Annotated in this window: 20 protein-coding genes, 1 tRNA gene and 2 pseudogenes; 10 read left to right on the top strand and 13 right to left on the bottom strand. The window is 59.7% G+C overall.

Annotated elements, in window-relative coordinates:
- The first annotated feature begins 158 nt into the window (after nucleotides 1–158).
- The 5 genes and pseudogenes from AC07XF_RS09470 to ddlA all read left to right on the top strand — a co-directional run bounded on the left by AC07XF_RS09470 (nucleotide 159) and on the right by ddlA (nucleotide 4,803).
- On the top strand, nucleotides 159–1,472 hold the full coding sequence (locus AC07XF_RS09470; RefSeq protein WP_495026275.1) for an MFS transporter: 1,314 nt from the start codon (nucleotides 159–161) through the stop codon (nucleotides 1,470–1,472).
- 208 nt (nucleotides 1,473–1,680) lie between these two features.
- Nucleotides 1,681–2,319, top strand: a pseudogene (locus tag AC07XF_RS09475) (PAS domain-containing protein); the annotation flags it as partial.
- A 153-nt stretch (nucleotides 2,320–2,472) separates the two neighbouring features.
- Nucleotides 2,473–2,907, top strand: a pseudogene (locus AC07XF_RS09480) (methyl-accepting chemotaxis protein); the annotation flags it as partial.
- A 154-nt stretch (nucleotides 2,908–3,061) separates the two neighbouring features.
- Nucleotides 3,062–3,661, top strand: a complete 600-nt coding sequence (locus AC07XF_RS09485) for a flavin reductase family protein (protein WP_495026276.1) — start codon at nucleotides 3,062–3,064, stop codon at nucleotides 3,659–3,661.
- Between the two features lie 47 nt (nucleotides 3,662–3,708).
- Complete coding sequence (gene ddlA, locus AC07XF_RS09490) at nucleotides 3,709–4,803, top strand: D-alanine--D-alanine ligase (RefSeq protein ID WP_495026277.1); 1,095 nt, start codon at nucleotides 3,709–3,711, stop codon at nucleotides 4,801–4,803.
- A 233-nt stretch (nucleotides 4,804–5,036) separates the two neighbouring features.
- Here ddlA and ggt read toward each other — a convergent pair whose 3' ends face one another.
- Nucleotides 5,037–6,869, bottom strand: a complete 1,833-nt coding sequence (ggt, locus tag AC07XF_RS09495; protein ID WP_495026278.1) for a gamma-glutamyltransferase — start codon at nucleotides 6,867–6,869, stop codon at nucleotides 5,037–5,039.
- A 166-nt stretch (nucleotides 6,870–7,035) separates the two neighbouring features.
- Between ggt and AC07XF_RS09500 the strand changes: the two genes are divergently transcribed.
- Nucleotides 7,036–8,139, top strand: coding sequence for a DUF2817 domain-containing protein (locus AC07XF_RS09500; RefSeq protein ID WP_495026279.1), 1,104 nt, complete (start codon nucleotides 7,036–7,038; stop codon nucleotides 8,137–8,139).
- A gap of 155 nt (nucleotides 8,140–8,294) precedes the next feature.
- On the opposite strand, the gene AC07XF_RS09505 is transcribed toward AC07XF_RS09500, so the two are convergent.
- From AC07XF_RS09505 to AC07XF_RS09530, 6 genes are all read right to left on the bottom strand, one after another.
- A tRNA-Met gene (locus AC07XF_RS09505) sits at nucleotides 8,295–8,371 on the bottom strand.
- Nucleotides 8,372–8,440: 69 nt separating this feature from the next.
- The gene (locus tag AC07XF_RS09510; RefSeq protein ID WP_495026280.1) at nucleotides 8,441–9,913 is read right to left on the bottom strand and encodes an amidase; all 1,473 of its coding nucleotides are present in this window, start codon (nucleotides 9,911–9,913) and stop codon (nucleotides 8,441–8,443) included.
- A 60-nt stretch (nucleotides 9,914–9,973) separates the two neighbouring features.
- Nucleotides 9,974–11,020 carry an ABC transporter substrate-binding protein gene (locus tag AC07XF_RS09515; RefSeq protein WP_007981817.1) on the bottom strand — a complete coding sequence of 349 codons (1,047 nt, stop codon included), beginning with the start codon at nucleotides 11,018–11,020 and terminating at the stop codon, nucleotides 9,974–9,976.
- 27 nt (nucleotides 11,021–11,047) lie between these two features.
- Nucleotides 11,048–11,854 carry an ABC transporter permease gene (locus tag AC07XF_RS09520; RefSeq protein WP_007981818.1) on the bottom strand — a complete coding sequence of 269 codons (807 nt, stop codon included), beginning with the start codon at nucleotides 11,852–11,854 and terminating at the stop codon, nucleotides 11,048–11,050.
- Nucleotides 11,854–12,774, bottom strand: coding sequence for an ABC transporter permease (locus tag AC07XF_RS09525; protein ID WP_007981819.1), 921 nt, complete (start codon nucleotides 12,772–12,774; stop codon nucleotides 11,854–11,856). The genes AC07XF_RS09520 and AC07XF_RS09525 overlap by 1 nt, the downstream gene beginning before the upstream one ends.
- Nucleotides 12,775–12,789: 15 nt before the next feature.
- Nucleotides 12,790–13,908, bottom strand: coding sequence for an ABC transporter ATP-binding protein (locus AC07XF_RS09530; RefSeq protein WP_007997126.1), 1,119 nt, complete (start codon nucleotides 13,906–13,908; stop codon nucleotides 12,790–12,792).
- Between the two features lie 226 nt (nucleotides 13,909–14,134).
- Here AC07XF_RS09530 and AC07XF_RS09535 point away from each other — a divergent pair, with 226 nt between their 5' ends.
- Nucleotides 14,135–15,040: a LysR substrate-binding domain-containing protein gene (locus AC07XF_RS09535; RefSeq protein WP_495026281.1), complete on the top strand. Its 906-nt coding sequence runs from the start codon at nucleotides 14,135–14,137 to the stop codon at nucleotides 15,038–15,040.
- A 15-nt stretch (nucleotides 15,041–15,055) separates the two neighbouring features.
- Here the strand turns inward: AC07XF_RS09535 and AC07XF_RS09540 are convergent, their stop codons facing one another.
- Nucleotides 15,056–17,113 carry a methyl-accepting chemotaxis protein gene (locus AC07XF_RS09540; protein ID WP_495026282.1) on the bottom strand — a complete coding sequence of 686 codons (2,058 nt, stop codon included), beginning with the start codon at nucleotides 17,111–17,113 and terminating at the stop codon, nucleotides 15,056–15,058.
- A gap of 332 nt (nucleotides 17,114–17,445) precedes the next feature.
- On the opposite strand from AC07XF_RS09540, the gene AC07XF_RS09545 reads away from it, so the two are divergent.
- A complete protein-coding gene (locus AC07XF_RS09545; protein WP_495026283.1) occupies nucleotides 17,446–18,663 on the top strand; it encodes an MFS transporter in 1,218 nt (405 codons plus the stop codon).
- A 116-nt stretch (nucleotides 18,664–18,779) separates the two neighbouring features.
- On the opposite strand, the gene AC07XF_RS09550 is transcribed toward AC07XF_RS09545, so the two are convergent.
- Nucleotides 18,780–19,625 carry a helix-turn-helix domain-containing protein gene (locus tag AC07XF_RS09550; RefSeq protein WP_495026284.1) on the bottom strand — a complete coding sequence of 282 codons (846 nt, stop codon included), beginning with the start codon at nucleotides 19,623–19,625 and terminating at the stop codon, nucleotides 18,780–18,782.
- A gap of 83 nt (nucleotides 19,626–19,708) precedes the next feature.
- On the opposite strand from AC07XF_RS09550, the gene AC07XF_RS09555 reads away from it, so the two are divergent.
- Both AC07XF_RS09555 and AC07XF_RS09560 read left to right on the top strand, forming a co-directional pair.
- Nucleotides 19,709–20,332 (top strand): glutathione S-transferase family protein, encoded by a 624-nt coding sequence (locus tag AC07XF_RS09555; protein ID WP_008046055.1) that lies wholly within the window; start codon nucleotides 19,709–19,711, stop codon nucleotides 20,330–20,332.
- A gap of 172 nt (nucleotides 20,333–20,504) precedes the next feature.
- On the top strand, nucleotides 20,505–21,410 hold the full coding sequence (locus tag AC07XF_RS09560) for a DMT family transporter (RefSeq protein WP_495026285.1): 906 nt from the start codon (nucleotides 20,505–20,507) through the stop codon (nucleotides 21,408–21,410).
- 209 nt (nucleotides 21,411–21,619) lie between these two features.
- Here the strand turns inward: AC07XF_RS09560 and ychF are convergent, their stop codons facing one another.
- The 4 genes from ychF to AC07XF_RS09580 form a co-directional block, all read right to left on the bottom strand.
- On the bottom strand, nucleotides 21,620–22,720 hold the full coding sequence (gene ychF, locus AC07XF_RS09565; protein ID WP_007981836.1) for a redox-regulated ATPase YchF: 1,101 nt from the start codon (nucleotides 22,718–22,720) through the stop codon (nucleotides 21,620–21,622).
- A 22-nt stretch (nucleotides 22,721–22,742) separates the two neighbouring features.
- Nucleotides 22,743–23,327: an aminoacyl-tRNA hydrolase gene (gene pth, locus AC07XF_RS09570; RefSeq protein ID WP_007973893.1), complete on the bottom strand. Its 585-nt coding sequence runs from the start codon at nucleotides 23,325–23,327 to the stop codon at nucleotides 22,743–22,745.
- Between the two features lie 169 nt (nucleotides 23,328–23,496).
- Entirely contained in the window at nucleotides 23,497–24,096 is a 600-nt protein-coding gene (locus AC07XF_RS09575) for a 50S ribosomal protein L25/general stress protein Ctc (protein WP_007973891.1), read from the bottom strand.
- Between the two features lie 142 nt (nucleotides 24,097–24,238).
- Entirely contained in the window at nucleotides 24,239–25,180 is a 942-nt protein-coding gene (locus AC07XF_RS09580; protein ID WP_003171603.1) for a ribose-phosphate pyrophosphokinase, read from the bottom strand.
- Nucleotides 25,181–25,217: the final 37 nt, after the last annotated feature.

Genomic DNA, 25,217 nt, shown 5'->3' on the forward strand with positions numbered 1-25,217 from the left:
AGTTACCGCCCGTCTGGACAGACGCCAACATTAATTCAAGACGAGGATTTTTGCGGGGCTGATTTGTGGCTATGGGACTTTGGTCTAACGGGTTGTCCGCCAGCGCGTTTGCGTAGACCATGGGCGCCTTGGTTTTTGCCTGTGCCAGAGTTCTTTACATGACTGCCAACACCGATTCGCGCCCGGCTCCGTTTAGCCGCTCGGACTACAAGACCCTGGGGCTCGCCGCCCTCGGCGGGGCGCTGGAAATCTACGACTTCATCATTTTCGTGTTTTTCGCCCTGACCCTCAGCCAGTTGTTCTTCCCGCCGGAAATGCCCGAGTGGCTGCGCCTGCTGCAAAGCTTCGGGATTTTCGTCACCGGTTACCTGGCGCGACCGTTGGGCGGCATCCTGATGGCGCACTTCGCCGACCGTTTGGGGCGCAAGAAAGTCTTCAGCCTGAGCATCCTGATGATGGCGTTGCCGTGCCTGCTGATCGGGATCATGCCGACCTACGCGCAAATCGGTTATTTCGCACCGTTGCTGCTGTTGGCCCTGCGCATCCTCCAGGGCGCGGCGGTGGGCGGCGAAGTGCCGAGTGCCTGGGTATTCGTCGCCGAGCACGCGCCCATTGCCCATCGCGGCTATGCCCTGGGTTTTTTGCAGGCGGGGCTGACCTTCGGCTATTTGATCGGTGCGTTGACCGCAACCTTCCTGGCGCAGGCATTTACTCCGGCGGAAATTCTCGATTACGCCTGGCGTTACCCGTTTCTGCTGGGCGGCGTGTTTGGCGTGATCGGTGTCTGGCTGCGTCGCTGGCTCAGCGAAACCCCAGTGTTCACGGCCATGCAGGCGCAACGCGAGGCGGCCGCCGAACTGCCGCTGCGCACGGTCTTGCGCGAGCATCGCCTGGCCATTTTGCCGGCGATGATTCTCACCTGTGTGCTGACCTCGGCGGTGGTGGTGTTCGTGGTCATCACCCCGACCATGATGCAGAAAACCTTTGGCATGACCGCCAGCCATACCTTCGCCTTGAGCGCGCTGGGCATTGTGTTCTTGAACATCGGCTGCGTGCTCGCAGGACTTCTGGTCGACCGCATCGGCGCCTGGCGCACGGTGATGCTCTATAGCCTGCTGCTGCCGCTGGGCATCGGTGTGCTTTACAGCTGCCTGATCATGGGCGGCGACTGGATCGGCCTGGCCTACGCCGTGGCAGGGCTGGCCTGCGGGGTGGTCGGCGCGGTGCCATCGGTGATGGTCAGCCTGTTCCCGGCGCGGATTCGTGTCTCGGGCATCTCGTTCACTTACAACATCGCCTACGCAGCATGGGCGAGTGTCACGCCGCTGTTGTTGATCGGCCTGATGCCGTGGAGTCCATGGATCTGTGTGATGTTCAGTGCGGTGATGGGAGCTGTGGGCGTGGGCAGCGCGGCATATTTCGGTGCGCGGATGCCGAGAATCGCAGGCTGTTCTGCCGCGGGCGCGCATTGATTGTGCGGCTTGTAACTATTTTTTGTAGGACAAGCCTGAAGCACGCTTAAGAAAATGTTTCCAAGGCCGATGGTTAGGCTGCATATCGCTTTCTACCCCTGTCCATCGGTGCTTTCCCATGTTCAATAAACGCTTGAAGCAGGAGCTGTCGGCTCTTCGTGAAGAACTCTCCAGCCTCCAGCAAGTGAAGGAAAGTCTGGAAAGCGAGATGCTGGTGCTGAACCTCGACAGTGATGGACGGGTTCAGTCGGTCAATCAGAACTTCCTTGGCGAAATGCATTACAAAAGCGCCGACCTGATTGGCCGACACATCGACGACTTCGTCCCGGATCACGTGAAAACCGACGAGTTCCAGCAGCGTTTCAAGAACGCGCTGACCCGTGGCGAGCACTTCGCCGGTGCGGTGCGCCTGTTGCGCGGCACGGGCCAGGAAGCGTGGTTGCGCTCGATCCTGCAACCGGTGCGTTCGGCCGACGGGCAGATCAAGCATTTTTCGATCTTCTCCAGCGACCTGACCCGCACCATCGAGGCTTCCCGCGAACACGAGAACCTGATCGGTGCGCTGGTTCGCTCCACGGCGGTGATCGAATTCGACCTCAACGGCAACGTGCTGACCGCCAACGACCGCTTCCTCAACGGTATGGGCTACAGCCTGGCGCAGATCAAGGGCAAACATCACCGTACCTTTTGCCAGCCGGAGGAATACAACAGTGCCGAGTACCAGAACTTCTGGCGTCGCCTGAACGCGGGTGAGTACGTGGCCGACCGTTTCAAACGTGTCGACAGCCATGGTCGTACAGTCTGGCTGGAGGCGTCCTACAACCCGGTGACCGATGCCAGCAATAATCTCTACAAGGTGGTGAAGTTCGCCACGGTGATTACCGATCAGGTCAATCAGGAGCAAGCCGTCGCCGAGGCCGCCAACATCGCCTACGGCACCTCGCAACAAACCGACCGAAGCGCCCAGCGCGGTAATGCCGTGGTGACCCAGGCCGTGGACGTGATGCGTGACCTGGCCAAACATATGCAAACCGCCGGCGATGGCATCGAAGCCCTGAACGAACAGTCGCTGGTGATCGGTACCATCGTCAAAACCATCAGCGGCATTGCCGAGCAGACCAACCTGCTGGCGCTCAACGCGGCCATCGAAGCGGCGCGTGCGGGCGAACAGGGGCGGGGGTTCGCCGTGGTGGCGGATGAGGTTCGGCAGCTGGCTTCGCGCACCAGCCAGGCCACCGATGAAATCGTCCTTGTGGTGCGGCAGAACCAGGACATGGCGCGCAACGCCGTGGCGCTTATGACCGACGGCAAGCTTCAGGCCGAACAGGGCCTGGCACTGGCGGCGGAAGCGGGTACGGTGATTGTCGAGATCCAGGACGGCGCGCAGAAAGTGGTCAATGCGGTGGGGCAGTTTGCCAATCAGCTCACTAACTGACCTGCGATCAGCTCTTGGTGGGAGCGGGCTTGCTCGCGAAAGCGGTGTGTCATCCAACGCAACTGTGACTGAACTGACGCTTTCGCGAGCAAGCCCGCTCCCACAGGGTTACGTGGGCGCTACAATCGGCTCTTTTCCCCAGGAGCAGACTTCCATGAGCGTTTCCCACCGCCGTCCGGTTCCCTTGTCCAAGGCTTATCGTCTGCTCAATCATGGCCCGACCGTGCTGGTCAGCGCCGCCCACGGTGGCCAGCGCAATATCATGGCGGCAGCCTGGGCCATGCCGCTGGATTTCGAACCACCGAAAATTGCCGTGGTGCTGGACAAGTCCACCTGGACTCGCCAGTTGCTGGAAGCCTCGGGCACGTTTGTGCTGAACGTTCCTTGCGCTGCCCAGGCCGACATTGTGCAGACCGTCGGTTCGACCTCCGGCCTGGAATTGACCCAGGATCAGGGGCGCGACAAGTTTGAAACCTACGACTTGCAGACGTTCACCGGTGAGTCGATTGATGCGCCGATGCTTGAAGGCTGCGTGGCCTGGCTGGAATGTCGCCTGTTGCCGGAGCCGAACAATCACCAGCAGTACGATCTGTTCCTGGCCGAAGTGATTGCCGCTCAGGCCGACGAGCGCGTGTTCAGCGAAGGGCGCTGGCACTTCGAAGGCCAAGATGCCTTGCGCACCTTGCACCATGTGGCAGGCGGGCACTTCCTGACCATTGGTGAGCCGGTGGACGGCAAGACCTTGCAGCCGTAAGGTTTCGACTATTCAAGTTGTAAGCACATTCACCAAGAGGCCAGGCGATGAGAAAACTGCGTGTAGGGATTATCTTTGGCGGGCGCTCGGCAGAGCACGAAGTGTCGCTGCAGTCGGCGAAGAATATTGTCGACGCCCTTGATCGCTCTCGCTTCGAGCCGGTGCTGATCGGTATCGACAAACAAGGCCACTGGCACCTCAACGACCCTTCCAACTTTTTGCTGAATCAGGAAAACCCGGCGCTGATCGCCCTCAATCAGTCCAATCGCGAATTGGCTGTCGTGCCAGGCAAAGCCAGCCAGCAACTGGTGGAAACCTCCAGCCAGGAATTGCTCGGTCACGTCGATGTGATCTTCCCGATTGTTCACGGCACCCTCGGTGAAGACGGTTGCCTGCAAGGTTTGCTGCGCATGGCCGATCTGCCGTTTGTCGGCTCCGATGTACTCGGCTCCGCCGTGTGCATGGACAAGGACATCAGCAAGCGCCTGCTGCGCGATGCCGGCCTGGCCGTGACGCCATTCGTGACATTGACCCGCGCCACGGCGGCGCGTACCGGGTTTGCCGAGGTTCAGTCCCGGCTCGGTTTGCCGCTGTTCGTCAAACCGGCGAATCAGGGCTCCTCCGTGGGCGTGAGCAAAGTTACCGACGAGACCGAATACACCTCGGCGGTGGAACTGGCCTTGAGTTTCGATACCAAGGTGTTGGTCGAATCTGCCGTCAGCGGCCGCGAGATTGAATGCGCAGTGCTCGGCAATGAAGACGCCATCGCCAGTGGCTGCGGCGAGATCGTGGTGCACAGCGGGTTCTATTCCTATGACAGCAAATATATCGACGACAAGGCCGCTGAAGTGGTGGTGCCGGCCAATATCAGCGTCGAGGCCAGCGAACGCATTCGGACCCTGGCCGTCGAGGCATTTCAGGTGCTGGGTTGCTCCGGCCTGGCCCGCGTCGATGTGTTCCTGACCGACAGCGGCGAAGTGCTGATCAACGAAATCAACTCGCTGCCCGGCTTCACCCGCATCAGCATGTACCCGAAACTGTGGCAGGCCACCGGCATGACCTACAGCGAACTGGTGACGCGGTTGATCGAGCTGGCGCTGGAAAAGCATCATGTCCGGCAGGGGTTGAAGATCAGTCGATAAGTGCGCTGCTGAAGTTCGCTTGCTCAAAAACAAAAGGTTCTTCACGCATTCCTGGGGAATTGTAGGAGCCAGCTTGCTGGCGATGGACGCAAGTGCGCCGCGTTTATCCAGTTCACACGCGTTATCGTTAACCACCATCGCTGGCAAGCCAGCTCCTACAAGAGATCGCGTCCGAGTCGAAAATGAAGTGAGTTCCAGACCAGTGAAGGCCCTTCATCATTCCAGCGCGTGACTCAATCCCCCAGCGCTTGCCCCTCACGCCGCGGGTCGGCACCTCCCGTGAGTGACGCTTTGCCCTGGGCATCCTTCACCCGAACGATCGCCTGGGTGCCGCTGGTCATGTCGATCTCGCTTACGTTGTGCCCTTTGTCTTTCAGCGCCTGAATCAGCGTCGGGCTGAACTGTCCCTGTTCCAGTTCGGTCGGGCCGTTTCGGCTGCCGAAATTGGGCAGGTTGATGGCGGCTTGCGCATCGAGGTTCCAGTCGAGCAGGCCGATGGTGGATTTGACCACGTATTCGATGATTTGCGAGCCGCCGGGGGAGCCGACAGTGGCGAGGAATTCGCCGCTCTGGCGGTCGAAGATCAGGGTCGGGGCCATGGATGAGCGCGGGCGTTTGCCGGGTTCGACGCGGTTGGCGACTTTCTGCCCGTTTTCCTCGGGGATGAACGAGAAGTCGGTCATCTCGTTGTTGAGCATGAAACCCTGAACCATGATGTGGGAGCCGAACGCCGACTCGATGGTGGTGGTCATCGACACGGCGCCGCCGGCGTCATCGACGGCCACTACTTGCGAGGTGGAAATCCGCAGCGGCGAACGGTCTGGCGCGTAGGCCACCTGAATGCCCGGCGGGGTGCCGGGTTTGGCCGTGCCCATGCTGCGTTCGCCGATCAGGGCGGCGCGGCTGGCCAGGTAAGCCGGTTCGACCAGACCCTTGACCGGCACGGGAACGAAGTCGGTATCGGCGACGTACTGAGCGCGGTCGGCGTAGGCCAGGCGTTCGGCTTCGGCGATCAGGTGCACAGCTTGCGGGTCGGGTTCGATGCCGGCCGGGGCCTTGGTCTTGACCGGTTTCAGCGGCGCCAGCGCCAAGCGTTTATCGCGAGTCTCCAGGGCCTGCAGCGTGCCGAGGATTTGCGCCACGGCGATGCCGCCCGACGACGGCGGTGGCATGCCGCAGACTTGCCAGCGCTTGTAGTCGGTACACAGTGGTGCGCGTTGCTTGGCCTGATAGTTGGCGAGGTCGCTCACGGACAAGCTGCCGGGGTTGGCGTGGCCCTGCACCTTGGTCGCGATCTCTTGAGCGACCGGGCCTTTGTACAAGGCATCCGGGCCTTCATGGGCGATGCGTTTGAACACGGCGGCCAGTGCCGGGTTCTTCAAGTTGGTGCCGACGGCTTTAGGGCTGCCGTCGGCATTTCGGAAGTAAGCCATCATTTCCGGCGAGCGTGACATGGACGAATCCGCAGCGATCAACTGGTGCAGGCGTGGCGAAATGGCGAAGCCTTGTTCGGCGAGCTGGATGGCCGGTTCAAATAGCTGCGCCCAAGGCAGGCGTCCGTGTTTTTGATGGGCCAGTTCCAGGGCGCGCAGCACGCCGGGGGTACCCACCGAGCGACCACCGATTTGCGCCTGGGTGAACGCCATCGGCTGTCCGTTGGCTTGCAGGAAAAGTTTCTCGGTGGCGCCGGCCGGGGCGGTTTCACGGCCATCGTAGGTGCGCACGGCTTTGCCATCCCAAAGTACGATCAAGGCGCCACCACCGATGCCCGAAGACTGTGGCTCGACCAGCGTCAACACCGCTTGCATTGCAATCGCGGCATCGATGGCCGAGCCGCCCCGGCGCAGCATATCCCGTCCGGCTTCGGCCGCCAGCGGGTTGGCCGCCGCGGCCATGTATTTTTCGGCGTGTTGGGTGCGCAGGTCGGTGCGGAAACCGGAAGCGCTTTCCGGGGCGAGCGGCAGCGTCGGCACCGAAGCGTTGTTGCACGCGGCCAGGGTCAAGGCGCTGGCGAGCAGAACCAGGGTTGGCAAGCGAAAGCGCTGCAAAGGGAAGGTTGAAAACACGTGGGGTACTCCGTCCGTTGGATCTACGATCAATGGACTTTATCGGCCGACCGGGAGGGACGCAAACCAGGTCCCACGGCAACGACGTTTTTGTCCTTCATCAATGGCAGGATTTTCTGTAGGGTCGTTGCCAACAGACAGGCCAGAAAATCAACAAGAGGCAGACATGCAAACCGAGTTTCCATCCCAGCCCAGTTACCGCACCCAGCGTGAACAGTTCCTGGCCGCCGCGACCACGGCAGGCGCAACACTGACGGAATATCCACACCCGCTCAAAGGTCCGTTCGGCGAGTCGCTGAGTACCGATGTGGCGGTGCTCGGTGATCCGGGCGCCAAGCGCCTGTTGATTGCGCTGAGCGGTACTCACGGGGTTGAAGGCTTCTATGGCTCGGGCTGCCAGATCAAATGGCTGCAGGAGTTGGGCAAGCGATCCCTGCCAACGGATGTCGCCGTGGTCATTATCCATGCCATCAACCCTTGGGGCATGGCATGGTTGCGCCGGGTCAATGAAGACAACATCGACCTGAACCGCAATCACCTGGATTTCCAGCGACCGCTGCCGGACAACCAGGCCTACAACGCCCTGCACGAAATCTATGTCTGCCCGCAGTTGCACGGACCCGCGCGAGATCGCGCCGATGCCATGCTCGACGAGCAGATTCGCCAGCACGGCTGGCCGGCGGTGATGTCGATCGTCGAGGGCGGTCAGCATGCTCATCCCGATGGACTGTTTTTCGGCGGGCTGGCACCGAGCTGGTCGAACCGCACGCTGCACCAGATCCTGCAAAAGCACGTGGCCCATGCCGAGGTCGCCATGTGTTTCGACCTGCACACTGGGGCTGGCGAGTACGGTCATCCGATGTTGTTGACCATCACTGAGTCCGTTTATCCGGCGCTGCCAGATGCGCAGGCGATCTACGGGCCGTGGCTCTACAGCCTGCAAACCGGCGCCGACACCGTCAGCGAAACCGGCGTGGCGGCAACGGCCACTGGCTACACCTCGCAGGCATTGATCGATGCGCTGCCGCAGGTGCGCTTGATGCCTTTCGTCATCGAGTGTGGGACGTATCCGGGGCCGGACGTTCATCGTCATCTGCGTGATGACCACTGGCTGCATTTGCACGGCAACCCGAGTGACGCGACAGGGCGCGGGATCAAGCTGAATCTGCTGGAGCAGTTCTATCCGGCCGACAGTGATTGGCAGGCGATGGTCTGGTTGCGGACGTGGCAGATCTGGGAGCGGGCGTTGTCCGCTTTGCCGACGGTGTAGGAGCGAGCTTGCTCGCGATGGACTCAAGAGCGCCGCGTTTAACCAGTAAACACGCGTTATCGTTAACGACCATCGCGAGCAAGCTCGCTCCTGCAGGGATATAAAAACGAGGCATAAAAAAACGGCCTACCTTTCGGTAAGCCGTTTTTAGTACTTGGTGGCTACACAGGGACTTGAACCCCGGACCCCAGCATTATGAATGCTATGCTCTAACCAACTGAGCTATGTAGCCAAGTGGCGCGCATTATTCACCGGTAACGGGGATGCGTCAAGCACAAATCTAAAATATTTCTCTGCGCTTTCAACCGTTTATCAAAATCCCTCCTCTGAGCAGCGGTGAAGGGCAGCGCTGGAACCAGCGACTGGCCTGTTCATAGGCGTGCGCCAATTGCAGGACTGCGAAGTCGGCCTGGTGTCTGCCGATGATTTGCAGGCCCATGGGCAGACCGCTGGCGTTGAAGCCGACCTGTACGTTCGCCACCGGGCACCCGGACAAGGTGGCGGGAATCACCACCTCCATCCAGCGGTGATAGGTGTCCATGGTCACGCCTTCGATGGAGGCGGGCCACGGTTGTGTCTTATCGAACGCAAACACCTGAGCGCTGGGCAGCAACAGGTAGTCGTATTGTTCGAACAGCCTGGAGATCGCCCGATACCAGTCGCTGCGCGTCACCGAGGCAGCAAACACGTCGCTGGCCGAGAGTTTCAGGCCGTTTTCCACTTCCCAGCGGGCTTCCGGTTTCAACAGCGCACGTTTTTGCGGGTCGGCATAAGTCGCGCCCAACGAGCCGGCGACCATCCAGTGACGCAAGGTCCGCCAACTGCTCCACAGCTTCTCTGGAGCGAATTCGGACTGTACGGGCTCGATATGGCAACCCAGGCTTTCGAAATCGGCAAAGGCTTTTTCGCACAGCGAGAGGATGCCTTTCTCCATCGGCAGGTAGCCGTTGAAGTCGCCGAGCCAGCCCAAACGAGTGCCTTTGAAGTCCCGATCCAGCGGCGCCGCAAAAGCACTGCCGGACTCGGCAATCGACAGCGGTGCCCGCACATCGGCCCCGGCCTGCACCGACAACAGCAATGCGGCATCGCGCACGCTGCGCGCCATGGGGCCTTCGTAGCCGAGTTGGTCGATAAACAGGTCGGCACTGTCATCGAAGGGCACGCGGCCCTGGGACGGACGGAAACCGAAGATGTTGTTGAAGGCGGCCGGGTTGCGCAACGAGCCCATCATGTCGCTGCCATCGGCCACCGGCACCAGGTGCATGGCCAGCGCCGCTGCCGCGCCGCCGCTGCTGCCGCCAGCGGTTTTGCTCGGGTCGTAGGCGCAGCCGGTCGCGCCAAACAGCGGGTTATAGCTTTGCGAGCCGAGTCCGAATTCCGGTGTGTTGCTCTTGCCGATGATGATCGCGCCGGCGGCTTTGATCCGTTCGACCATGATGCCGTCACGTTCGGGAATGAAGTCCTTGAACAGCGGCGAGCCGAAGGTGGTACGGATGCCGCGGGTCAGGGACAGGTCCTTGATCGCGTGGGGCAGGCCGTGCATCCAGCCGCGATACTCGCCACGGGCCAGTTCGGCGTCGCGCTGATCGGCCTGGGCCAGCAGGTCTTCCGGCGCTTGCAGGCTCACCAGCGCGTTGACCTGCGGGTTGAAGCGTTCGATATGGGCAAGATAAGTCTGCATCACTTCCCGGCAGGAAACCTGGCGCAGGCGGATACGTTCGGCGAGTTCATGGGCCTGCAACAGGACCAGTTCGCTGATGTTGTTAGAAGTCATTGCAAGCGGCCTTTCAGACGGCTGGAAAAACGCCCCGCCATTGCGCCGGGGCGGCAGGGATCAACGCATCAGGTTGGTCCAGAGACGGTCGGCCAGGCGGATCGCGCCTTCGCCGCAGGTCTTGCTGAACACCACCTGGGTGCCTTCGGGAATGTGCAGTTCCGGGGCGTCTTTCAGTCCGGCGTCGAGGAACGGTTCCACACCCTTGATCGGGCTCTGGTGCTTGAGGAAGTTCTGGGTCATTGCGGCGTTTTCAGGCTGGCTGAGGAACGCGATGAAGGCCTTGGCGTTCGCCGGGTTCTTGCTGCCGGTCGGGATGACCATGTTGTCGACCCAGGCCAGCACGCCTTCTTTCGGGTACAGGTACTTCAGGCCCGGTTTCATCTCCCGGGCGCGCATCGACGAACCACCCCAGAAGGTCGACATGTCGATTTCACCCGAGGCGAGGTTTTCGCGGATCGAGCCAGCCTTGGAGCTGTAGGTTTTGACGAACGGTTTCTGCGCCTTTAGCAGGGTCAGGATTTGTTGCATCTGTTTCGGGTCTTCGCTGCACAGTGGAATGTTCAGGTACAGGCTGGCCATGTCCACCACGTCGCTGACCGAATCGAACATGTTGATCCGCCCTTGCAGCTCGGCAGGCGGCTCGTAAAGCACCTTGTAGCTGTCGGCAGGGCCTTTGTAGCGCCCGGTGTCGAGTACCACGCTGGTGGTGCCCCAGATGAACGGCACGGAGTACGCACCTTCCGGGTCCCAGGTGGGTTTTTTCAGGTTGTCGACGACGCCGGCGTAGTAGGGCTCGTTGACCGGATCGAAACGCTCCAGCAGTTTTTCCTTGATCAGGATCGGAATGAACTGGTGCGACGGAATCGCCACGTCGTAACCGGCACCGCCCTGTTTCAATTTGGCCAACAGGGTTTCATTGGAGTCGTAGGAGTCGACGGTGACTTCGATGCCGGTCTGCTTCTGGAATTTGGCGAGAATTTCCGGCGAAAAGTAACCGCTCCAGCTCACCACGTTGAGTTTTTCCGCGGCCTGAACGCTGCCGGCCATGGTCAGCGGCAAAGTCAGGAACAACGAAGTGCCGATGCTTTTAATCCACTTGCTCATGCTATTTCCCCACAGTACGTAGAAGGTTCAGGATTTCTTTTTGCCCAGCAGATAGGAAAGCGTGACGAACAGCACCGAGACGCCCAGGATCAGCGTTGAGACGGCGTTGACGTCGGGTGTCACGCCCATGCGCAACAGGCCGAAGATGAAGATCGGCAAGGTCGTGGTGCCGGCCTGGGAGACCATCATCGAGATCACGAAGTTATCTAGCGAGACGATGAAGGCCAGCATCAAACCCGAGAAAATCCCCGGCATCAGCAACGGCAGGGTGACCTTGCGGAAAGTCCGCCATGGGCCGGCATACAGGTCGGCCGAAGCTTGTTCCAGGGACAGGTCCATGTCGTTCAGGCGTGCCCGTATCGGCAGAAAGGCAAACGGAATACAGAACACCGTGTGCGCGATGATCAGGTTGCCGTAGCCCAGGGACAGACCGATGGTGGAGAACAGCGCGAGGGTGGCGACGCCGACCACGATTTCCGGCAGCACCAGGGGCAACATGATCGCGCCCATGGACAGTTGCAGGCCCTTGAACTTCGCACCCCGTGAAGTGCCGAGGGCGGCGAGGGTGGCGATGGCCGTGGCGACCATGCTGGCGCAGACGGCGATCAACAGGCTGTTGCCGGCCGCCTGGCGCAGGGCCTGATTGGCGAAGGCCGCGCGATACCAGTCGAGGCTGAAACCGGTCCACACTGTGGCCGATTGGTTGGCGTTGAACGAGAACACCACCAGCACCACGATTGGCGCGTAGAGGTACAGGTAGAACAGGAAGCTGAAGCCGCCGAAGCCGGGGAAGTCCTGCACGCCCAGCGTATTGCGTTTGAACAGGCCGATCATCACGCACCTCCTTTGGCAATGCGCTGGCGTTCGGCACGCAGGGCATAGACCGTCAGTACCAACATCACCGCCGCCATCAGCACTAGCGAAAGTGCCGCACCGAAGGGCCAGTTACGGGCATCGCTGAACTGCCGGAAGATCAGGTTGCCGAGCATCATTCGCGTGCCGCCGCCGAGCAGTTCCGGGGCGATCATTGCGCCCAGGCAAGGCACGAACGTAAGGATGGCGCCGGCGAGAATTCCCGGTTTGGCGATCGGCAACACCACTTTGCGCAGGGTGCGCACACGGCCGGCGTAGAGGTCCTGAGCGGCTTCGAGCAGGCGGATGTCCATTTTTTCCAGGGTGGCGTAGATCGGCAGCACGACGAAGGGCGCGTAGGTGTAAACCAGCCCCAGCAGCACCGCGCCGTCGGTGTAGAGCAGTTGCAACGGCTGGTCGATGACCCCGAGGCCCATCAGGCTGTTATTGATCACCCCGGTGTTACGCAGCAGCAGAATCCAGGCGTAGGTGCGAATCAGCAGGTTGGCCCAGAACGGCACGGTGATCAGGAAGATCAGCAAGCCACGGCGATGGGCCGGTTGCATGGCCAGCCACACGGCCACCGGAAAACCGATCAACAGGGTGATGAGCGTGGTCAGCCCGGCGATGCCGATGGAGCGCAAGGCGATGATCAGATAGGAGTCGGCAAAGGCCAGGCTGTCGTCCAGTTGCCGTTCGAACAGCAGCGAGGTGTAGGCATCGCTGCTGAACACTTTGTTCACCCCGCCGTAGGGGTTGGCCTCCATCAATGAGTAACCGATGACGATCAGGATCGGCACGATCAGAAACAGGCCGATGGCGATCAGCGCCGGGCTGACACCGAGAAAACTCTGGAAGGCCCGCCGACGTTCCAGCGTGTTGGCAATCGGTAAAGCGTGCATGGCAATTCCTCGTGCTCAATCGTGCAGGACGCTGGCGCTACCCTGGTCGAACAACAGACCGGCCTGGCTTCCTACTGCGAAGCGTTTGCTCTGGTCGACGCAGTTGGGGGTGCGCACGGTGAGGCGCGAGCCATCGCTCAGGCTGACCTGGTATTGCAGATCAGTGCCGAGGTAGATCTGCGCTTCGATCCGGCAAGGCAAAGCGCCTTCGGTGCTGCCCGGCACCAGATGCAAGCGCTCGGGGCGCACGGACAATGCAACGTTGGCCCCGACTCGCACATCGCTGCACGGCTGCGCAGGCAGCGGATGTCCGGACGGGCCGGCGAACCAGGCCAGGCCGTCTTCGACGCGGGTGACCGTACCTTCGATGAAGTTGGTTTCGCCGATGAAGTCCGCGACAAAGCGATTGCGCGGGCGTTCGTAGATGTCTTCCGGGCGACCGACCTGCTGCACTTCGCCTTCGGACAACACGGCGATGCGGTCGGACATGGTCAGCGCTTCTTCCTGGTCGTGGGTGACAAAGATGAAGGTGATCCCGGTGCGTGCCTGGATGGTTTTCAACTCTTCGCGCATGGCCTGGCGCAGCTTGAGGTCCAGCGCCGAGAGCGGTTCGTCGAGCAGCAAGACTTTGGGATGCGGCGCCAGTGCACGAGCGAGGGCAACGCGCTGTTGCTGGCCGCCGGAGAGTTGCGCCGGCTTGCGGTTGGCGAAGCGTTCCATTTGCACCAGGGCAAGCATCTCGCGCACCCGTTCGGCCATTTGCGTTTTGTTCAGGACTTTGCCCATCGGGTGGGATTCAAGGCCGAAGGCCAGGTTCTCGGCGATGGTCATGTGCGGGAACAGCGCGTAATGCTGGAACACGGTGTTGACCGGACGCTGGAAGGGCGGGCGGTCGGCGATGTTTTCGCCGTAGAGCAGAATCTCGCCCTCGGTGGGAAATTCGAACCCGGCGATCATCCGCAAGAGCGTGGTCTTGCCGCAGCCCGAAGGGCCGAGAAGGGTGAAGAATTCGTTGTCGCGAATGTCCAGGTCGATGCTTTTCAGTGCCACCGGACCGGTGCGTGGATCACCGTAGACTTTACGCACTGAGCGGATGGACACCGCCAGTGTTTGCAGCGAATGCAGGGCATTCATGCGTTACCTCCGATTCCCCCATCGTCCGCGAGTGCTGTAAACAGCCGGGCCGTCGGACCATGGATATTATTTTTCTGGGCAGGATCGAGATTGCGTTCGGGTGTTGTAACCAGCTGTTTTTTTGTTCTGCTGTGGATCGATTATCAGCGAGGGGTTGCGGGGGCGAAACTTCAATTTTAACATAGGGGCTGTTAAAAAATTTAACAGCAAAAGGCGCCCGGAAACCATGGCTGACCACCGTTTGCCGCCGCTCAACGCGGTGCGTGCCTTTGATGCCGCGGCCCGATTGGGCAGCTATGTCGAAGCCTCCAAAACCCTGCACGTGACCCAACCTGCGATCGGCCGCCACGTGAAATTGCTGGAGGACTGGCTGGGAATCCAGCTGTTCGAACGTACGTCTCGCGGGGTCAACCTGACAGTGGCGGGGGAGAAGTACCACCGCAAGATCGCCGCCGCCTTGCAACTGATCATCGAAGCCGGAAAAGAGGCACAGCCCAAACACGCCGAGCGCTGGCTGCGCATCATGGTGGTGCCGGGGTTCGCCAAGCGCTGGCTGATGCCGCGAATCGAGGCCATGCGTCACCTGCGACCGGGTTTGAAGTTCGCCATCGAACCCAATTCGACCTTCACCGAAGTGGATGGCAAAAGCGCTGACCTGGGCATCGTCTACGGGGTGGACGGCCAATATGCCCACTCCCGCACCAGCCTGATTTGTCCTCGGGTGTTTCCGATCTGTTCCCCCGAATATCTGGCCAGCGTCGCGCCCATTGGCAGCCCCGCGGACCTGGTGAAACACAACCTGATTCACGTCGATGACGGCGAGTGGTGGAACCTGTGGTTCGCCGCCAATGACCTCGACATCCACCTCAATTCGGACATGCTCTACGTCAACAACGACCACGCATTGTCGGTGGCCGAGAGCGGGCAGGGCATTGCGCTGGCCAATGAAGTGCTGGTGCGCGAAGAACTCAATACAGGCAAGCTGGTGCGGGTGGTGGACGCGCAAGTGAAGCTGGAAAGCTATCGGGTGCTGACGCCGTCCGCCGAGCTCTCGGCGGACGTGGCGTGGTTTATCGATTGGCTCAAGACCGAGCTGGAGCAGGACTTTCCGGAAGCGGTGATCCACACCTGAGAAGCACCGCCGGATTCAACTCAAACGGAAGCGCCCGGTGTTGTCGCTGAGGGCCTTGCTGCCGTGGCTCAAGGTGTCCGCTGCCTGGTTCACCGCACGGGCACCTTCGAGCAAACGCAGCGCCGCTTGATCGATCTGTTGGATATTGCCGCTGACCTCGTCGGCGGTACTGGCCTGTTCCTCCACCGCCGTGGCGATTTGCGCCAGGGTATCGGTGACATTCTGCACCGCACTGGCGATTTCCCCGAGTCGTTCACCGAGGCCGGTGACCGCTTGTGCATCGGACTCTGCCTGACTGCACGCGGCCTCCATCAGGCTGACAGCCTCGTTCACGGTATTTCGAAGGCTGTCGACCGTGCCGGCAATCTGTGCGGTCGACGATTGCGTGCGTTGCGACAGGCTGCGCACTTCATCGGCCACCACTGCGAAGCCGCGCCCTTGCTCACCTGCCCGGGCCGCCTCGATGGCGGCGTTGAGTGCCAGCAGGTTGGTCTGCTCGGCGACGCCGCGAATGGTGTCGACCACCAGTTGAATCTGCTGTCCCTGCTCGCTGACCCGGCCCAGTGCCGCCGCTGTCTCGTTCAGGCGTTGATTGAGTTGCTGGATGCTCGCGGTGGTGCGCAGGCTGTCCCGGCTGCTGTCGGCGGCAATGCGCCGGGTGTGCTGGGCGCTGCCGGACGCCTGTTCGCAACTGTGGGCCACCCCTTGTGAAGTGGCGGCCAGTTGCGTCGCCGCCGCTGCAATTTGGCTGATCTGCAACTGCTGGGCTTCGACTTCGCCCAAGGCGTCACTGGAGTGATGGTTGAGGGTTTGCACCGCGTTGCTCAGCTGCAGGGTTTCGTGATCGACCCCTTGCAGGCTGCTGCGCAGTTGCACCACGGCGACGTTCAGCGCGGTGCTGATCAGCGCCAGTTCGTCCCGTCCCTGAACCGGCACTTGCACACTCAGATTGCCATCGCGCAAGGCTTCGGCGAGTACCGTGATGCCGCTGGCGCTACGGCGAATCGAAGCCTGCAAACAGATGAACAGATACAGCGCGGCCAGCAAAAGGCAACCCAACACGGCGGCCACCACCGTGAATTGGCGGATTGCCGAGCCGTGGTAATAATCCAGGCGTTGATCCAGCGACACCAGCGACTGCTGGCGCAATGAGGCGAGGTCGGAGAGCAGGGCATCGAGACTGCGCTCGAAGTCATCCGGCTTGAGGTTGATGCTGCCACCGAACACGCCGTCATCCAGCACCTTCAGGCCGGCGTCCAGGTGCTTGAGGCTGTCATGGTATTGCCCGGCCCAGGTTTGCAGGGCGCCGGGCAAGCGCGCTTCGAGCAAGCCCGCGGTTTTGACCAGCTGCTCACGGGCGTCGCCAATGCGGCTGCGCAAGTCGCGCAGTTGCAGACGGCTTTGCAGGGTGAACTGTCCGGACACCACTGACGCCTGGCCCACCGCCGCCAGGCGACCGACTCGCTCAATCAGCTCTGGCGCGTGTTGGGTAGAGATCTGCGTCAGCAAATAAGTCTCCAGCCACGGCGCCAGTGTCAGGCGATTGTCCATGGCGATTTGCTCGCGTAAGGCTTGCAGGGCGCTCAAGGCGTTGGTGAAGCGATCGTAGCCATCCGGCCACCAGCCAACACTGCTCAGGCTTTTTGAGTCGAGGCCATCGAGGGCGGTTTGCAGGGCCTGGTAACGCGTCAGGCTTTCGCCCTCGGCGCCTTCTTTTTGCAGGGCATTGCCCAGCTCGGAGGTGGCCTGGCTGACGGCGGGTTGAACCGCATCGAAGGCGGCCATCGAAGCGAGGGTGGCGGGTGTTGGCTGGCGATTGGTTTCCGTGGCGCGCCACCGGGCGGCGCGATCACGCTGGGCGGCGAGCAGGTCATCCAGCGCATCAAGAGCCAGCAGTTGCCGCACCCCGGCACGTTCGCCGGAGATCAGGCTGAGTTTGTCGCGATAGTCCTGGCCGATCATCCACAGGCTGCCAGCCAGTGGCAGGATAAACAGCAAAAACAACAGCTGGAATTTGCGTGCAAAACCGAAACGCCCCAGCAGTCCGATCCCCGGTAATAAAAAAGCCTGCATGCCCCATGACTCCTCTGGATACCACGCACCATTGGCGTGCGTCGAAGGTTGATGCCCCCGACTGGTGCCCTCTTAAAAGGCCTCGAAAGTTCACCCTTGTCTGCTCTGTAGGCCGACTCTGTGGCGAAACTTCCCATTCTCGGTCTCCTTTGTAAGGCGGCCGCGTTGAAGCGGATAAGCAAGGCAAGATTCAGACCATGGCTTTGCGCCACCAATGTAGTCGCGATGAAAAACGAGTTCGTTAGCTGGCTAAGGGGATGGCGCTGTCGCACCGAAAAATGGCACATTGACGCACCTGCCCGTTTGCACCCACCTGTTGTACGGAAAACCCCATGGCTATCAGCAACGCTCAGACCGGCTCGGTGCCGGCGTCCGCTACGCCCCAAAGCAGTCCCCTGGTGATGCGCATCATCGGCGCGGTGGCGCTGGCACATTTGATCAACGACCTGATCCAGTCGGTGCTGCCGTCGATCTACCCGATGCTCAAGGCCAACTATGGCCTGACCTTCACCCAGGTCGGCCTGATCACCCTGACATTCCAGTTGACGGCCTCGCTGCTGCAGCCGTGGGTCGGTTACTACACCGACCGCCATCCCAAGCCATGGCTACTGCCAGCCGGTACAGTTTGTACTCTGGTCGGGATTCTGATGATGTCGATGGTCGGCAACTTTCCGTTGATCCTGCTGGCGGCGGGCTTGATCGGTATCGGTTCTTCGACCTTTCACCCGGAAGCGTCCCGCGTGGCGCGACTGGCTTCGGGCGGGCGCTTCGGGCTGGCGCAATCGACCTTCCAGGTCGGCGGTAACGCAGGCTCGGCGTTCGGTCCGTTGCTGGCGGCAGCGATCATCATTCCCTACGGCCAGGGGCACGTGGCGTGGTTCGGCCTGTTCGCGGTGTTTGCGCTGTTCGTGCTCTACCGGATCAGCCGCTGGTACGCCAACCACTTGAACCTGTTCAAGCTCAAGCAAGGTCAGGCAGCGACCCACGGCCTGTCCAGGGGCCGAGTGATCAGTGCCCTGGTGGTGCTCGGGCTGCTGGTGTTCTCCAAGTACTTCTACATGTCCAGCCTCACCAGTTACTTCACGTTCTATCTGATCGAAAAGTTCGACCTGTCGGTGGCCAGTTCGCAGTTGCACCTGTTCCTGTTTCTCGGCGCGGTCGCGGCGGGGACATTCTTTGGCGGGCCGATTGGCGACAGGATCGGGCGTAAGGCAGTTATCTGGTTCTCGATTCTCGGCGTTGCACCGTTCACATTGTTGCTGCCGCATGTCGACCTGTTCTGGACCAGCATTCTCAGCGTGGTCATCGGCTTCATCCTCGCCTCGGCGTTCTCGGCCATCGTGGTGTACGCCCAGGAACTGGTGCCGGGCAATGTCGGGATGATCGCGGGGGTGTTCTTCGGTTTGATGTTCGGCTTCGGCGGGATCGGCGCGGCGTTGCTCGGGCACCTGGCGGACATTCGCGGCATCGAATACGTGTACTACCTGTGTTCGTTCCTGCCGTTGTTCGGGGTGCTGGCGATTTTCCTGCCGCGAACCAAAAAGCCCTGAATCGACACAAATCCCTGTGGGAGCGGGCTTGCTCGCGAATGCGGTATGTCAGCTAAATGTATGATGACTGGCACTCCCTCTTCGCGAGCAAGCCCGCTCCCACATTGGGTAAAGGTTCAGGCACTGCTGTTGCGGAAACTGCCGGGTGTGATGCCGACTACTTTTTTGAAGGCCCGGGTCATGTGGCTTTGATCGAAGAAGCCGCAAGCGAATGACGCTTCGGTGAGGCTGGACCCGGTGCGCAGCAGTTTTTGGACCTGGGCGATTCTTTTCTGGATTTGATAGCTGTGGGGGGAGACGCCAACGCTTTTTTTGAATACCCGGATCAGGTAAAGCGGGTCAAGGTTCACCAGTTGCGCCAGTTCTTCCAGAGACAGATGTTTGTCGAACTCGTCTTCGAGCTTCTTCTTGATCTTTTGCACTGCATGTTGCTCAGCCGCACTGACGGGTTCGATGGGTGCTCCGCTGCGCTCGAAGAGCTGCGTCACCAGATCCAGCAAGATAGTTTCCCGTTCAAGGCTGGGGGGGGATTTTTCAATGATTTGATGTTGATGCAAAAAGGTCCGGGCGAAGTCGGGGGCCTGGCTCAGAGCTGTTTGAAAAAGATGAATATGATCGTCTGAAAAACGCCCTTGAAACACTGTCCGATTGACCCATTCGGGGTCGATATAGAGCATTCGATACATCCAGCCCTCATCATGGCCCGGCAAGCCGTCGTGGATCTCCCCTGGGGGAATGGTGACCACACTGCCAGCGACCCCCATGTAGTAACTGCCGCGATAAAAAAGTTTTTCAACACCGCTACTTATAACGCCGATAGCGTACCGGTCATGTGAATGTCGGCCGAAAGATTGAGTGCTGTAACGCGCAGATAACAACTCACAGTCGCCTTCGGGTATACGCCAGAATTGAACAAAGTCCTTGTCTTTTTGAGGGGCTTTGTTACGGCGATTCTCATCCATGAATTGTCCAGTTTTGTGCAATACGTATGGAAAGCAGGTCGCTAAATTTAGCACCTATTTCATAACACAAGCTAGGGGATGCGATGTCTACAAAACTGGTAGTTGGGGATTTCAATAAGTCTTCATGGTCATTTCGTGCATGGCTGGTTCTTGTGGCAGCGGATGTTGCATTTGAAACCCTTCAGATCAAACTGGAACAAAGCGACACCCGCCAACGCATTCTGGAGCACTCACCCTCCGGCAAGGTACCGGCGCTGCTGCTGGATGATGTCGTCATCAACGACAGCCTGGCCATCAGCGAATACATTGCTGACACCTATCCTGCCGCCAACCTTTGGCCCCAAGATTCACGGGTCAAGGCCCTGGCACGAGCTGCTGCGGCAGAGATGCACTCCGGTTTCACCCACCTGCGCACGCAGATGTCGTTTGGCCTGAACACCGGTGACATCCCGGAAAGCCTGACCGCCGAGACCCGAGAGGAAATAGTGCGGGTATTCGCTATCTGGAACCAACTCCGTGAGGTGAGCGGTTCAACACAGTTTCTCTGCGGTGACTTCGGCATTGTTGATGCGATGTTTGTTCCGGTGGTGTTTCGCTTCCGTCGTTATGGTATTGCCATCCCTGCGCAACTGCAGGGCTATGTCGAAAACATTCTGGGTTATGCACCGGTACAACAATGGTTAAAGTTGGCCGCGCAAGAAGTTTAAAGAGTTGTGTTGCTGCTAACTATTAATGCCAATTAAACGTTAGTTGTTTTTTCGCGCGCGGCAGAAAAGACCTTTGGGGCTTTTCTGCTTTGTCGAGTCTGATATTTGTTGCCCAGGGGGGAGTTGCGAGTGCTCATAAAGTTAATACCGGACGTTATCAATGAGGTTTCTCATGTCGATTAATAACAATCGGGCAATCATTGAATTGATCATCGGTGGACTGATGCTCAGTCTGTCTGCTCTAGCCGTCGCTTTCGCCCATATCGGCGCGGGTGGCGCAGGGTTCTATCGGATGGTGTTCGCCTCGATCCTGTTTTTCCTGCTGCTCAAGGTGCGCAAAACACCGGTGCTGCTCAAAAGCGCCAAGGCGCAGCTGTACACCGCGTTGGCTGGGGTGTTTTTGGCCATTGACCTGGTGCTCTGGCACCAGAGCATCTATATCGTCGGCCCGGGCATCGGGTCGATCCTGACCAACTGTCAGGTGTTCTTCATGACCCTGCTGGGGTTGTACCTGTTGAAGGAAAAACCTTCGATCTACTTCCTGGTATCCATTACCTTGGCATTTGTCGGGCTCTATCTGTTGTTGCTACCCGAGATGACCAGTGCGGTAGGGATCAAGGGCGTGGTGTATGGCGTGCTCTCGGGGCTGGCGTATGCCATCTGCGTGTACTTCCTGAAGATCAACACCCAGTTGCCTGACGGCGGGGGTGACAAGATCGCACAGATGCTCAATTTGAGTCTTTGGGCGGCACTGGTTCTGCTGACATACGCGCTGGCAACTGGGGAGAGCTTGGCCATCGTGGATGGGCAAACCTTGCTGATGCTGATCATATACGGGGTACTGGTGCAGTTTGTCGGCTGGTTGCTGGTCAACCGTTCGATCGGAGCCATCAGCCTGGGGTTGGCCGGACTGATCCTGTTACTGGAGCCGGTGATCACGTATTTCATTGATGTCACCTTTCTCGGCAAGGCCAGCTCCACGCTGCAGATTTGCGGCGCACTGGTGACTATCTTTGCGGTTTACATCGGCTCAATCAAACCGCCTGAGAAAGCGCACCCTTTACCCGAAGTGACCTGACAGAAGGTGTATCACGGCGGTGTCGGTCAGCATGCCTTGATCTCCGAATTTCCGTCGTACCCGGTTTTTAAAACCGGCTTCAGGCGTCAATCAACAACCCAGATCACAATGGAGGAGGATGGTGATCCCAAGACGCAAAAATCCCCGTATCAGCGAGTGATTACGGGGATTTTCAGTCTACCGGGTTCCGTGTAAATCCACGGTCACCGTTACACGTTGAAGCGGAAGTGCATCACGTCGCCGTCTTTAACGATGTAATCCTTGCCTTCCAGGCGCCATTTACCGGCTTCCTTGGTACCGGCTTCGCCCTTGTACTGGATGAAGTCGTTGTAGGCGATCACTTCGGCGCGGATGAAGCCTTTCTCGAAGTCGGTGTGGATCACGCCAGCGGCTTGAGGTGCGGTGGCACCGACGCGGACGGTCCAGGCGCGGACTTCTTCGACACCGGCGGTGAAGTAGGTCTGCAGGTGCAGCATTTCGTAGCCGGCGCGGATCACGCGGTTCAGGCCAGGCTCTTCGAGGCCCAGGGCTTCGAGGAACATGTCTTTCTCTTCGCCGTCATCGAGCTCGGCGATTTCCGCTTCGATCTTGTTGCACACCGGTACAACCACGGCGCCTTCTTCTTCGGCGATGGCCCTGACCACGTCCAGGTGCGGGTTGTTCTCGAAACCGTCTTCAGCGACGTTGGCGATGTACATGACCGGCTTGGTGGTCAGCAGGTGGAAGCCCTTGATCACCGCTTTCTCGTCAGTGCCCATGTTCTTCATCAGGCTGCGCGCCGGCTTGCCTTCGGTGAAGTGAGCGATCAGTTGTTCCAGCAGGCCTTTCTGGACCACTGCGTCCTTGTCACCGCCCTTGGCGTTGCGCGCGACTTTTTGCAGTTGCTTCTCGCAGCTGTCGAGGTCGGCGAAGATCAGTTCCAGGTCGATGATTTCGATGTCGCGTTTCGGGTCGACGCTGTTGGAGACGTGAATCACGTTCTCGTCTTCGAAGCAGCGGACCACGTGGGCGATGGCATCGGTTTCACGGATGTTGGCCAAAAACTTGTTGCCCAGGCCTTCGCCTTTCGACGCGCCGGCTACCAGGCCTGCGATATCGACGAATTCCATGGTGGTCGGCAGGATGCGCTTTGGATTGACGATGGCCGCCAGGGCTTCCAGACGCGGATCCGGCATCGGCACGATACCGCTGTTCGGCTCGATGGTGCAGAAGGGGAAGTTCTCGGCCGCGATCCCGGATTTGGTCAGGGCGTTGAACAGGGTGGACTTGCCGACGTTAGGCAGACCGACGATGCCGCAATTGAATCCCATGGTGTTTTCCCCGAGGAGTGAGTCAGGCCTTCTGGCTGTGCAGGTTTTTCATCGCGCGGTTCCATTCCCCGGCGAGGATATCCGGCAGCACGCCGAGGGCAAAGTCGATGCTGGCATCGAGTTTTTCCTGTTCGGCGCGTGGCGCACGACCCAGGACGAAATTTGAAACCATACTGGCGACGCCCGGGTGACCGATGCCAAGCCGCAGGCGGTGGAAAGTGTTCTGATTACCCAGTTGCGCAATGATGTCGCGCAACCCGTTGTGACCGCCATGGCCGCCGCCCACTTTGAGCTTGGCAACGCCCGGAGGCAGGTCGAGTTCGTCATGCGCCACGAGGATTTCTTCAGGCTTGATGCGGAAGAAACCGGCGAGTGCCGCTACGGCCTGGCCGCTGCGGTTCATGTACGTGGTGGGGATCAGCAGACGAACATCCTGACCCTGATGCGAATAGCGCCCGGTCAGGCCGAAATATTTGCGGTCCGCCACAAGGTTTACACCTTGTGCGTTCGCGATGCGCTCAACAAAAAGGGCCCCTGCGTTATGCCGGGTCTGTTCGTATTCAGCACCTGGATTACCCAGGCCAACGATCAGTTTGATGGCAGTCACGATAGGGGCCCTTCATTGGAGTGGTGGATAACATCGCCGCAATCAGGGAGAGCGGCGAAAGTGGACGAAAATTGCTCATTTACCATGATGTAAACTCCGCGTTCTCGCCCGCTTTCTCGCTACGCTCTAGTCCGCGATGTTTCCGGTCACTCCGGCGTGCAGAGTGAAATTACTCTGCAGCGCCTTCTGCAGCTTCTGGAGCAACACGTGGAGCGTGGACGTTGGCAACAGCCTTGTCATCGCCGTGTGCCAGGGCCACGAACTCAACGCCTTTAGGAGCCTTGAGGTCCGACAGGTGAATGATCGAACCGATTTCAGCGTTAGCCAGGTCGACTTCGATGAACTCAGGCAGATCTTTCGGCAGGCAGGAAACTTCGATCTCGGCAACAACGTGCGAGATTTCGCCGCCTTTCTTGGTCGGTGCTTCTTCGTTGATGAAGTGCACTGGAACGATAGCGGTCAGTTTCTGGCCAGCGACTACGCGTACGAAGTCAGCGTGCATCACGTGGCCTTTGGCCGGGTGACGCTGCAGGGCTTTGATCACGACGTTCTGCTTGGTGCCACCAACGTTCAGCTCGATGATGTGGCTGTAAGCCGCTTCGTTTTCGAGCAGTTTGGCAACTTCTTTGGCCAGCATGCTGATGGATTCAGGGGCTTTGTCGCCACCGTAAACTACAGCTGGAACCAGGCTTGCGAGACGACGCAGGCGGCGGCTCGCACCTTTCCCCAGGTCGGAACGCACTTCAGCATTCAGAGTAAAATCGTTCATGTTGTATCTCCAAAATAACCACACTCGCCCCAGCGTTTGCGACCAGCGCTAAAGGCGATATGGGCAAAAAAGCCCCGCCCCGACAGGAATGCCGGGGCGGGGCGCTTTTCGTCAACGAGACATTTCGAGAAGGGCAGGGCCCTTAGCGGAACATCGCGCTGATCGATTCTTCATTGCTGATGCGGCGGACCGCCTCGGCAACTACCGGTGCGATATCCAGTTGGCGGATACGCGCACAGGCTTGTGCTGCAGCGGACAGCGGGATGGTGTTGGTCACCACCAGCTCGTCCAGCACGGAATTTTCAATGTTTTCGATCGCCCGACCCGACAGCACAGGGTGCGTGCAGTAGGCGAAAACCTTGGCAGCGCCATGCTCTTTCAAGGCCTTGGCCGCGTGGCACAGGGTGCCGGCGGTATCGACCATGTCATCGACCAGAATACAGGTACGCCCTTCGACATCACCGATGATATGCATCACTTCAGAGTGATTGGCTTTCTCACGGCGTTTGTCGATGATCCCGAGATCCACGCCCAGGGATTTGGCAACGGCACGTGCACGCACGACGCCGCCAATGTCCGGGGACACGATCATCAGGTTTTCGAAGCGCTGATCTTCGATGTCATCCACCAGAACCGGGGAGCCGTAGATGTTATCTACCGGAATATCGAAGAAACCCTGGATTTGGTCAGCATGCAAATCAACCGTGAGAACACGGTCGATGCCGACTACGGTAAGCATGTCAGCCACGACTTTCGCGCTGATAGCCACACGTGCGGAACGCGGACGGCGATCCTGACGGGCATAACCAAAGTAAGGAATAACAGCAGTGATACGAGTAGCCGAGGAGCGGCGGAAGGCATCAGCCATCACTACCAGTTCCATCAGGTTATCGTTGGTCGGAGCGCAAGTCGGCTGAATAATGAAGACATCTTTACCGCGGACGTTTTCATTGATCTCGGCTGTAATTTCGCCGTCGGAAAACTTACCGACAGAGATGTCACCGAGAGGGATATGCAGCTGACGTACGACACGCCGAGCCAGATCGGGGTTAGCGTTCCCCGTAAAGACCATCATCTTGGACACGCGCAGTACCTGAAGGCTGAGGGTAACCTGGATGAGT

Source organism: Pseudomonas sp. GW821-FHT01C01, assembly GCF_059422645.1.

Excerpts from the sequence above, each read along its gene's own strand:
- AC07XF_RS09470 (WP_495026275.1), top strand. The coding sequence starts at position 159 with ATGACTGCCAACACCGATTCGCGCCCGGCTCCGTTTAGCCGCTCGGAC.
- AC07XF_RS09485 (WP_495026276.1), top strand. The coding sequence starts at position 3,062 with ATGAGCGTTTCCCACCGCCGTCCGGTTCCCTTGTCCAAGGCTTATCGT.
- ddlA (WP_495026277.1), top strand. The coding sequence starts at position 3,709 with ATGAGAAAACTGCGTGTAGGGATTATCTTTGGCGGGCGCTCGGCAGAG.
- AC07XF_RS09500 (WP_495026279.1), top strand. The coding sequence starts at position 7,036 with ATGCAAACCGAGTTTCCATCCCAGCCCAGTTACCGCACCCAGCGTGAA.
- AC07XF_RS09510 (WP_495026280.1), bottom strand. The coding sequence starts at position 9,913 with ATGACTTCTAACAACATCAGCGAACTGGTCCTGTTGCAGGCCCATGAA.
- AC07XF_RS09515 (WP_007981817.1), bottom strand. The coding sequence starts at position 11,020 with ATGAGCAAGTGGATTAAAAGCATCGGCACTTCGTTGTTCCTGACTTTG.
- AC07XF_RS09520 (WP_007981818.1), bottom strand. The coding sequence starts at position 11,854 with ATGATCGGCCTGTTCAAACGCAATACGCTGGGCGTGCAGGACTTCCCC.
- AC07XF_RS09525 (WP_007981819.1), bottom strand. The coding sequence starts at position 12,774 with ATGCACGCTTTACCGATTGCCAACACGCTGGAACGTCGGCGGGCCTTC.
- AC07XF_RS09530 (WP_007997126.1), bottom strand. The coding sequence starts at position 13,908 with ATGAATGCCCTGCATTCGCTGCAAACACTGGCGGTGTCCATCCGCTCA.
- AC07XF_RS09535 (WP_495026281.1), top strand. The coding sequence starts at position 14,135 with ATGGCTGACCACCGTTTGCCGCCGCTCAACGCGGTGCGTGCCTTTGAT.
- AC07XF_RS09540 (WP_495026282.1), bottom strand. The coding sequence starts at position 17,113 with ATGCAGGCTTTTTTATTACCGGGGATCGGACTGCTGGGGCGTTTCGGT.
- AC07XF_RS09545 (WP_495026283.1), top strand. The coding sequence starts at position 17,446 with ATGGCTATCAGCAACGCTCAGACCGGCTCGGTGCCGGCGTCCGCTACG.
- AC07XF_RS09550 (WP_495026284.1), bottom strand. The coding sequence starts at position 19,625 with ATGGATGAGAATCGCCGTAACAAAGCCCCTCAAAAAGACAAGGACTTT.
- AC07XF_RS09555 (WP_008046055.1), top strand. The coding sequence starts at position 19,709 with ATGTCTACAAAACTGGTAGTTGGGGATTTCAATAAGTCTTCATGGTCA.
- AC07XF_RS09560 (WP_495026285.1), top strand. The coding sequence starts at position 20,505 with ATGTCGATTAATAACAATCGGGCAATCATTGAATTGATCATCGGTGGA.
- ychF (WP_007981836.1), bottom strand. The coding sequence starts at position 22,720 with ATGGGATTCAATTGCGGCATCGTCGGTCTGCCTAACGTCGGCAAGTCC.
- AC07XF_RS09575 (WP_007973891.1), bottom strand. The coding sequence starts at position 24,096 with ATGAACGATTTTACTCTGAATGCTGAAGTGCGTTCCGACCTGGGGAAA.